The sequence below is a fragment of the Rufibacter ruber genome (assembly GCF_001647275.1).
GTDB lineage: Bacteria > Bacteroidota > Bacteroidia > Cytophagales > Hymenobacteraceae > Nibribacter > Nibribacter ruber_C.
Genome location: NZ_LRMM01000110.1, coordinates 1 through 9,012, shown reverse-complemented (window position 1 = coordinate 9,012; position 9,012 = coordinate 1). Strand labels below are relative to the sequence as shown.

The following is a 9,012-nucleotide window of genomic DNA, read 5'->3' as shown; positions in this document are numbered from 1 at the left end:
TTGTGTTCAGCCACCCTGTCGTAAAAAATCAAAGGAATGCCTCTGCTTATGAAGGATTCAAAGTGGTCCAGGTTTTCGGTTTCATACGAAAGGGAAACCAAGAGGCCGTCTACCCGGCTGTCAAACATTGTCTTTGCGTTTGCTTTCTCCTTCTCCAGCGTCTCCAAAGACTGGCTGATAATCAGGTTATAGCCGGCCTCATTGGCTATTTTCTCCATGCCGGCGATGACAGAAGACATAAAGGGGCTGTTCAGCCGGGGAACAATCACGCCAATCGTATTGGTGTGCTGCTTCCGTAGGTTGCTTGCAAACAGGTTAGACCTATACCCCATTTGTTCAGCTGCCTCATTGATACGCTGTTTTGTCTTTTTATTGACAGCAGGGTGGTCATTCAAGGCTCTACTGATGGTGGTTGGCGACAAGTCTAGTTCCCTAGCTATATCATATATAGTAACATCTTTCTCCATGAGTTGCAGATAACAAGAGCAAATATATGAAATCGGTTTCAAAAAAAAATGATCTATACCTGCTTTTCTTTGGCGGTAAGTTATGAAAGATCATTGAAATATGCGCTGAATACTAACATTCTGCTCATTTTTCTTATTAAAAATATTTCAAAACAGGTAAAGGGTTAGCTTTAGAGAGATTTAACTAGAGGGAAGAAAGAGTATTTAGCGCCTTTTGAGAGGGAAATCCTTAAATCTTGTCATATTAATAATGAAAGGTAGATTTAGGGAAAATATTTTTGATAATTATTTATGAAATCGGTTGTAATATCAGAAAATAATATTCAAGTTTGTAGAGCCGCAACGAGGAGAGGAGTAGTTAAGTGAGATCTGGTATGGCCAGCGGTATGGTGCACATACTTACCCCATGGAGGTAGTTGACATGTTAGCCGGGCGCTGCATGAGAGATGTGATTATCTGATTATAAATACACCAACAAGCAAACGTTAACCTTAATGTCTCACTTATGAAATGTGATTTTACTCAAAATCCTAGATCAATGATTCTTTTAGGGGGGTGCCAGAAGGCCATGAAAATGGTCATGATGGTTGCTTTCCTTCTTTTTGCTAACGGGCAGCTCTTTGCCCAGGGAGGTGCCGTGACGGTTACCGGTAAAGTGACCGATCAGTCAGGAGCAGGATTGCCCGGTGTTACTGTCCTTTTAAAGGGAACTACTACTGCAGCGCCTACTGGTATAGATGGAGGCTATTCCATAATGGTACCTAATGGTAATGGGACATTGGTGTTCTCATTTATAGGCTATCAGGCCCAGGAAGTATCCTTAAATGGTAGAACCTCTGTGAATGTTAGCCTTGCTCTGGACCAGCAACTGGTAGATGAGATTGTTGTGGTTGGGTATGGTACTCAAAAGAAATCTGATGTGACTGGGGCGGTGGCTTCTATCAAGGGAGATGCGTTAAGAGAGGTGCCTACGGCTAATGTGGTCCAGGCGCTACAAGGTCGTGTGGCAGGTTTGGACATCGCACGTACGGGTTCACGCCCTGGTGCAGGAGGACAGATAAGAATTAGGGGAAACAGGTCGCTGAATGCCGGAAATGATCCTTTGATCGTAATAGACGGGATTCCGTACGGAGGAAGCATTAATGATTTAAACACAGATGACGTAGCGAGCATTGATGTGTTGAAAGATGCTTCTGCCACCGCTATTTATGGCTCCAGAGGAGCAAATGGGGTTATTCTTATCACTACAAAGCGCGGCGAAGAAGGAAAGCCTAGATTAAGCTATAATGCTTATTACGGTATAGCTAAGCCATTTGGTAAATATGACCTCATGAATGCGCAAGAATTTGTGGCGTTCCGTAACCTGGCACAATACACAGCCGGTTATTCGCCAATGGAACTTAAAGGTATCCAGAATGGCACTGATACAGATTGGCTAGATGTGGCATTGCAGACAGGGTACGTAACCAACCATGAATTAGGCATATCTGGTGGTTCAGAAGGACTGACCTATGGAGTATCTGCCGGCTATTTTAAGGAAGAGGGGATTTTGCCAGGCCAATCATTTGAACGTTTCTCCCTCCGTAATACAATTGATGCCAAAATTGGAAAGAGAATAAGAGTTGGGTTCAACAACATGAACACCTTGAGCTATACTAATGGTGAAGGATTGAGCCCCATGTATAACATTGCCCGCATCACCCCACTGGCTCCTGTATATAACGAAGACGGTTCTATCAATAAGTTTCCTATGGAGGGCACAGTAGATCAAACTGCTACTATGAACCCTTTGACCTTGAGAGATAGTGATGCCATTGTTGACAGACGTAGAAGGTTGAGGACTTTCAATAGTATTTATGGTGAAGTGAGCATAATTGATGGACTAAAATATAGATTGAACATGGGGCTTGATTTCCGTCATGACCAAAGAGGAACCTATACAGGCCCCAATACAATTTTAAACCCTGCAGCCACTACCACTGCTGGCGCCAGAGCTACTTTAGAGAATGGAGAAAGCTATACTGCTACGTTTGAAAACTTGCTGATTTACGAAAAAACATTTGCTGAAAAACACCGGTTAACTTTCACCGGATTGTACAGTGTGCAGATTGACCAATCCAATGCCTCCAGCATGAACGGAAATAACTTCCCGTCTGAAGCTGTTCAATACTATAACTTCACTCTGGCTAATACTCAAACTATTGCGGGGGGTGGTTATACAAAAGGAGGATTAATGTCTTTCATGGGTAGAGTTAACTATGCATTTAATGACAGATACTTGTTAACCGCCACTTTCAGAAGAGATGGTTCAAACGTTTTCCCGGTAAATAAATTCATTAGTTACCCTGCTTTGTCCCTAGGTTGGAATATCTCTAATGAAGATTTTATGAGTAATCTGGAAGCCATTTCATTACTGAAATTAAGAGCCGGTTATGGGGTAACAGGAAATCCAGGAATCCCTGCAAATGCAACAAGAGGTTCTTTGGCCAGAAACAGGTATAACTATGGTAGCGATAATGTGTTTGGCTATTTTATATCAAGTTTGCCAAACCTGGATTTAAGATGGGAGGCTACAAAGCAATATAATGTTGGAGTAGACTTTGGGTTCTTGAATAACCGCATCACGGGCTCCCTTGAAGTATACAAGCAGAATACTGACAACCTGTTGGTAAGAAAAGATTTACCTAGAAGTAATGGTGTAGACAATTATTGGACAAATGCCGCTAACACACAGAACAAGGGCATTGAGTTCAATTTATCTACTGTCAATGTAGAGACTGCTGGAGGATTCTCCTGGACTTCAGACTTCAACTTCTCGCTCAACAGAGAAAAAATAGTAAGGTTAGAAGAAGAGACCACTAAACAGAATGTGGGAAATGGATGGTTTGTAGGGCAGCCGGTGAATGTTATCTATGACTATACCAAGTTAGGAATCTGGCAGCTAGACGAAGCAGAGGCCGCCGCTAAATTCAATGCGAAACCAGGTCAGATAAAACTGGCAGATATCAGCGGACCAGATGGTGTGCCAGATGGAATAATAAATGATCTGGATCGCTCTGTTGTGGGAACTTTCCAACCTGACTGGATTGGCGGCACAACCCAGCGTTTTGCCTATAAAAACTTTGATCTCTCCTTTGTTCTTTTTGCTAGAATGGGAGGTACCCTGGTTGCTACATATCTGCAGAATGACGGTAGTGGAACAGGTTATTTTGGTTTTGGTAATAGCCGCTCTAATCAAGTTAATGTAGATTATTGGACACCTAATAACCCTACTAACAGTTTCCCGTTGCCTACGGCTTCCTCAGACCGCATTCCTTATTCCTCTACACTGGGGTACCATGATGCCTCTTTTATAAAGGTTAGAAGCATCAATTTTGGCTACACCCTGCCAAGCACCCTGATAAACAGGATAGGAATGAGCTCCGCTAGAATTTATGTAACCGCGCAGAATCCATTTTTATTGTACTCACCATTTATTAGGTCAGGTTTAGGCTTTGATCCGGAAGGTACTGGAACTGGAGGAGCTGTGCAATCACAGGGTAGTTCTGCGGGGGTTACTGACAGAGCTATTACCGTCGGATTAACTACCCCCTCAACTAGACAATTTATGGTTGGTGTTAATGTTAAATTCTAATTTTTAAGAAAATAAAATGAGACTTCATAGAAATATAAAATCTACTCTGTTGGCATTGTCCCTGATGGCAATGGCCCCAATGGGGTGTCAAGACATATTAGAGGCAGATTACCGTGCTGACTTAGGACCAGAATATTTTTCTACACCAGACGGGCTGCAGGCAGGGGTAAATGCCTCTTATGCAATCTGTAGATATTTTTGGGGAAGTGAAGGTTTTGCAGGTACTGCAGTAGCAGGTACAGATGAGGTAGTAAGAGGGGGAGATGGTAACCTGGACTACCATTCCTACACTAATATTACGCCACAAGACGGTGCTATTGGTGGTATCTGGAACAATAGCTATGTGGCTATTAATAACATGAATGGAGTTCTGCAGTTTGGTCCAGACGCCAACATGGCGAGTGATAAGAAGAACAACCTCCTGGGTGAGGCAAAATTCTTAAGGGCTTTTTTCTACTTCATGTTGGTTCAGAACTTTGGAGACGTTCCATTGAGCCTTACCTTTAATACCTCTCCCAATACCACTGCAACCAGAACCCCTGTTAAGCAAGTGTATGAGGCAATCATCAAAGATCTTACAGAAGCAATTGGTCAATTACCTGACAAACCGGCAACTGCAAACGGCTCAAAAGGAAAAGCTTCTAAACCTGCAGCGTTGCACCTTCTGGCCAAAGTCTATCTAACAAAAGGATGGAATCCGAATGCAAGAGAAGGGAATGGGCAAACAGACTTTGTAAGTGCATATAATACTGCTAAGTCTTTAATTGATAACCGTGCCACTTACGGGGTAGACCTGGAGCAGGACTTTGCTGATGTTTTCAGAAATGGGAATGAGTACGGCAAAGAAGCATTGTTTGTAATGGATCGTAACACAGACCCTGTGTTCTCAGAGAGTGGTTACAATCAAGGGTCTGCTCCTGATAACGGTAATAAAGAGAACCGTTCTAATCATTACTGGGTAATGTTTTACACCCAAGACATGCCCTTAAACAGAGGTATCTCTGGTTTAACCTCTGCCCAACAATCAGCTACAGGCAAACTAGTGGCAAGAGATGTGAATTACGGACGCCCATTCCGCAGATTCCGACCAACCCCCTATACTTATCAAACCTTTGATAACAAAGATATTAGTGCCTCCTTCAATCGTGACTTTGACTCCAGATATGACAAGACCTTTCAGAAGGTCTGGCTGTATAATAGACCAACCGGTACTGCAGGGGAGGATGGAAGCACTACCAACATTACCCCGCCTACTACTTCACGGGGCACACTGGTAAAAGGAGACACTGCTCTCTACCTACCTGGTAGAGAAGTGACAGAGGAAGAGCGTAAGAAGTTGAAAGGTGTGATTTTGGCCCCTTCAGAGTATACTGTTGAATGGTTTCCTACTATGACCAAGCATTTAGACCCTACTCGGCAGCACTTTAATGACCCATCAGATAGACCCATTATTTTGATGAGATTAGGGGAAACGTATCTTATTGCGGCAGAGGCGGCTTTTAAAGCTGATAGATTGCAAGATGCTGCAGACATGATTAATGCCATCAGACGCCGTGCTGCTTACAGAACCAGCTATCCGACAGGTTTTGGAATGGCTGATGCCATTCAAGCTATGACTATCACTAGTAGCCAGGTTACGCTTGATTTAATTCTCCGTGAAAGAACACGTGAGTTGTATGGAGAATATATGCGGTGGTATGATTTGGCAAGAACTCGCACACTAGTGGAACGGGTAAAGGCGTACAACGTGCAGGGGGCACCAAATGTAAAAGAATTCCATATGCTTAGACCTATCCCGTCTGGTACCCAGTTGGACCTCTTGACAAACAAGAATGAGTTTCCTCAGAATCCTGGTTATTAATAATTAGAAATTAAACTTCCCGCCTTTAGTGAATGCTAAGGAATGGCGGGTAAACCAAGACCATTATGAAAGCTAGTTTTAAAAAATATACGTGGGCAATATTGGCTTTTGCAGCCACATTGTCTGCCTGTGAGCCAGATGAGTTTGGCAGCATGAACTTTGGTAATTATACAGACACAGAAGGGTCATTAAAAGATGCGGCCTCCTTTCCTATAGGAATGGCTATCAATTACAATCAATTCATGTCTGACCCTAACTATAAAGCGGCAGTTGTAAGAGAGGCAGATAATGTCACTTTTGAATACCACATGAAGCATGGGGCATTGGTGAGAAATGATGGCAGCATTGATTTTACCAGTGCAGACAGACTGTTTGATGCGGCTTCTGCTGCAGGGTTGGAAGTTTTTGGCCATACCCTGGGCTGGCACTCAAATCAAAACGCTACATATCTAAACTCTTTAGCCGGAAGTTCTGGGCCTGCTCCACAAAACCTTATTTTGAACGGAAGTTTTGAAGCAGGGAGTGGTAACAGCTTTACTAACTGGGGAGTCTGGAATGGCGCCTCTTCGGTTTCAGCAACTACTGTGGCTACTGAGAAGCAAGAGGGGGCCAGAGGACTGAAAGTAGTGGTCGCTGCGAATGGGAACCCCTGGAACATTCAAGTGGCAAGTGACCTTTTCCCTACGCAAACAGGAAAGCAATACAGAGTTACCTTTCATATCAAAGCAGCCAATGCAGGAGGAAAAATGCGTTTATCAACACAAGGTGGTACGCCTCAATATTCTCCAGATTTTAACACTTCTACAGATTGGGGGCAATTTACCTGGACCTTTCCGGCTACTGATGCCCAAACTCGTATAATGATAGATATTGGGAGTACAGCCAATACTTATTTCTTAGATAACTTCTCGGTAGTAGATGCTTCTACAACAGCTCCTCCTACGGGTGCTGAAGTTGCAGCCAAAGTAGACAACGCACTGCAAACTTTCATTTCTCAGACTGTTACCCGCTACAAGGGCAAAGTGAAAGCCTGGGATGTAGTCAATGAACCCATGGCAGACGGAAACGGAGCGTTACGTGTAAGAGCAAATTCAGGCACTATTCCGGCAACAGCCACAGATAAGTTTTTTTGGGCAGATTATCTGGGAAGGAATTGGGGGTTGAAAGCTTTCCAGTACGCCGCTGCCGCAGATCCCAATGCATTACTTTTTATCAATGACTATAATCTGGAATCTAACAATGCAAAACTTGATTCTTTGATTCAGTACACTATGGAGCTAAAGCAAAAAGGCGCCAAGATCAATGGGATAGGTACTCAAATGCATATCTCAACAAATACCTCCTATGCCGGTATTGTAAACATGTTCAAGAAGCTGGCTGCTACCGGGCTGTTAGTGAGAGTATCTGAATTAGATGTGCAATTGAATCCTTCTGAACTTTCCTATATTACAGATGATGCTCAGCACAGAGGATTACAGGCTGCCATGTATAAATTTGTGTTGGAGTCTTATATTAAATATGTACCTGCCAACCAACGTCATGGCTTTACTATCTGGGGAGTGAATGACCCTACTAGTTGGTTGGTATTGACGTTGAACAAAAATGATTTCCCGCTACTATTTGACAAGGATTACAACAAAAAGCCTGCTTATTCTGCTTTACTACAAACTTTGAAAGCAAATAAATAAGTTTTCATCAATTCAAAAGCGGCAGGTGAGACAACCTTATCTGCCGCTTTTCTCTTGCCTGTCTGGGCTACACGTTCTTCAGAATCAAGTCAAATCACCTTTTTACCAGCAAAATTTTTATTAGCTGCGTTTCATTACGTACAACTATGTCATTACTACAGAGCTGGAGGTGGTACGGTCCCCAAGACCCTGTTTCCCTCCAAGACATCAAACAGGCCGGGGCAACGGGCGTTGTCAGTGCCTTGCACCATGTACCCCACGGCGCCGTTTGGCCACTGGAGGAAATCCAGGATCGCAAACGAATCATAGAAGAAAGCGGTCTGCAATGGGTGGTGGTAGAGAGCGTGCCTGTGCACGAGGCCATTAAAACCCGCACTGGCAACTATGAGATGTATCTGGAAAATTACCGTCAGTCTTTGCGCAACCTGGCAGCCTGCGGTCTGACCACTGTTTGCTACAACTTTATGCCGGTGCTGGACTGGACGCGTACGAACCTGGCGCTGGAGCTCCAGAACGGAGCCAAGGCTTTGTACTTTGATTGGGCAGACCTAGCGGTATTTGACCTGTACATCCTGAAAAGGGAGGGCGCTGAAAAAGACTATGCGGAGTCAATTGTTCAGCTCGCTGAGGAGCGGAGCAAGACTTATTCACAGGAGCAGCTTGATCACTTGAGTGAGATCATCAGGATGGGAGTGCCCATGGAGGGATTTATCACTTTAGAACACCTCACCCAAAGCATAGAAATCTATAAGAACATTGGCCATGCCGGGTTGAGGGAAAACCTAGCCAATTTTCTGGAGTCCATCATGGATGTCTGCGAAGAAGCCGGCATCAAAATGACCATTCACCCAGATGATCCGCCGTTTCCCATCTTGGGACTACCCCGCATTGCCTCTAACCGGGAAGATTTGGAGTTTATCATTCAGCGGGTAGACCGGGAGGCAAACGGCATCTGCTTCTGCACAGGCTCTCTGGGAGCGGGCGCACACAATAATCCGGTAGAAATTCTGAAAGCGGTGGGGCATAGGGTGTACTTCGCGCACTTACGCAACGTGCTGAAAGACGAAAACGGGAACTTCTATGAATCTGACCACTTGGCCGGTGATGTAGATATGTATGGCGTCATGAAAGAACTGGTGGCTATCAATCAGAAGCGGGAGCAGCCAATTCCTTTCCGTCCGGACCACGGTCACCAGATGTTGGACGACCTGCACAAGGTGACCAACCCCGGTTATTCGGCCATTGGCCGCTTGCGCGGCCTTGCCGAGCTGCGGGGCTTAGAGCTGGGAATTAGCCGTTCCCTCTTCGCAGATTAACCGGTATTTTCTGTTTTCGGCCTGTTTTTGTAAAAACAGGCGAAAA

General features: G+C 44.4%; 5 protein-coding genes. 4 read left to right on the top strand and 1 reads right to left on the bottom strand.

Going from position 1 to position 9,012, the window contains the following annotated elements; genetic code table 11:
* Positions 1-467: LacI family DNA-binding transcriptional regulator (locus tag A8O25_RS21425; protein WP_153042870.1), on the bottom strand; the 467-nt coding region annotated here is incomplete at its 3' end.
* Positions 468-972: 505 nt separating this feature from the next.
* On the opposite strand from A8O25_RS21425, the gene A8O25_RS21420 reads away from it, so the two are divergent.
* The 4 genes from A8O25_RS21420 to uxuA all read left to right on the top strand — a co-directional run bounded on the left by A8O25_RS21420 (position 973) and on the right by uxuA (position 8,966).
* A complete protein-coding gene (locus A8O25_RS21420) occupies positions 973-4,101 on the top strand; it encodes a SusC/RagA family TonB-linked outer membrane protein (protein WP_066839572.1) in 3,129 nt (1,042 codons plus the stop codon).
* A 16-nt stretch (positions 4,102-4,117) separates the two neighbouring features.
* Positions 4,118-5,962 (top strand): RagB/SusD family nutrient uptake outer membrane protein, encoded by a 1,845-nt coding sequence (locus A8O25_RS21415; protein ID WP_082893821.1) that lies wholly within the window; start codon positions 4,118-4,120, stop codon positions 5,960-5,962.
* Between the two features lie 65 nt (positions 5,963-6,027).
* On the top strand, positions 6,028-7,650 hold the full coding sequence (locus A8O25_RS21410; protein ID WP_066839570.1) for an endo-1,4-beta-xylanase: 1,623 nt from the start codon (positions 6,028-6,030) through the stop codon (positions 7,648-7,650).
* Positions 7,651-7,796: 146 nt separating this feature from the next.
* Entirely contained in the window at positions 7,797-8,966 is a 1,170-nt protein-coding gene (gene uxuA / locus A8O25_RS21405) for a mannonate dehydratase (protein WP_066839568.1), read from the top strand.
* The last annotated feature ends 46 nt before the right edge of the window (positions 8,967-9,012 follow it).

Excerpts from the sequence above, each read along its gene's own strand:
- A8O25_RS21420 (WP_066839572.1), top strand. The coding sequence starts at position 973 with ATGAAATGTGATTTTACTCAAAATCCTAGATCAATGATTCTTTTAGGG.
- A8O25_RS21415 (WP_082893821.1), top strand. The coding sequence starts at position 4,118 with ATGAGACTTCATAGAAATATAAAATCTACTCTGTTGGCATTGTCCCTG.
- A8O25_RS21410 (WP_066839570.1), top strand. The coding sequence starts at position 6,028 with ATGAAAGCTAGTTTTAAAAAATATACGTGGGCAATATTGGCTTTTGCA.
- uxuA (WP_066839568.1), top strand. The coding sequence starts at position 7,797 with ATGTCATTACTACAGAGCTGGAGGTGGTACGGTCCCCAAGACCCTGTT.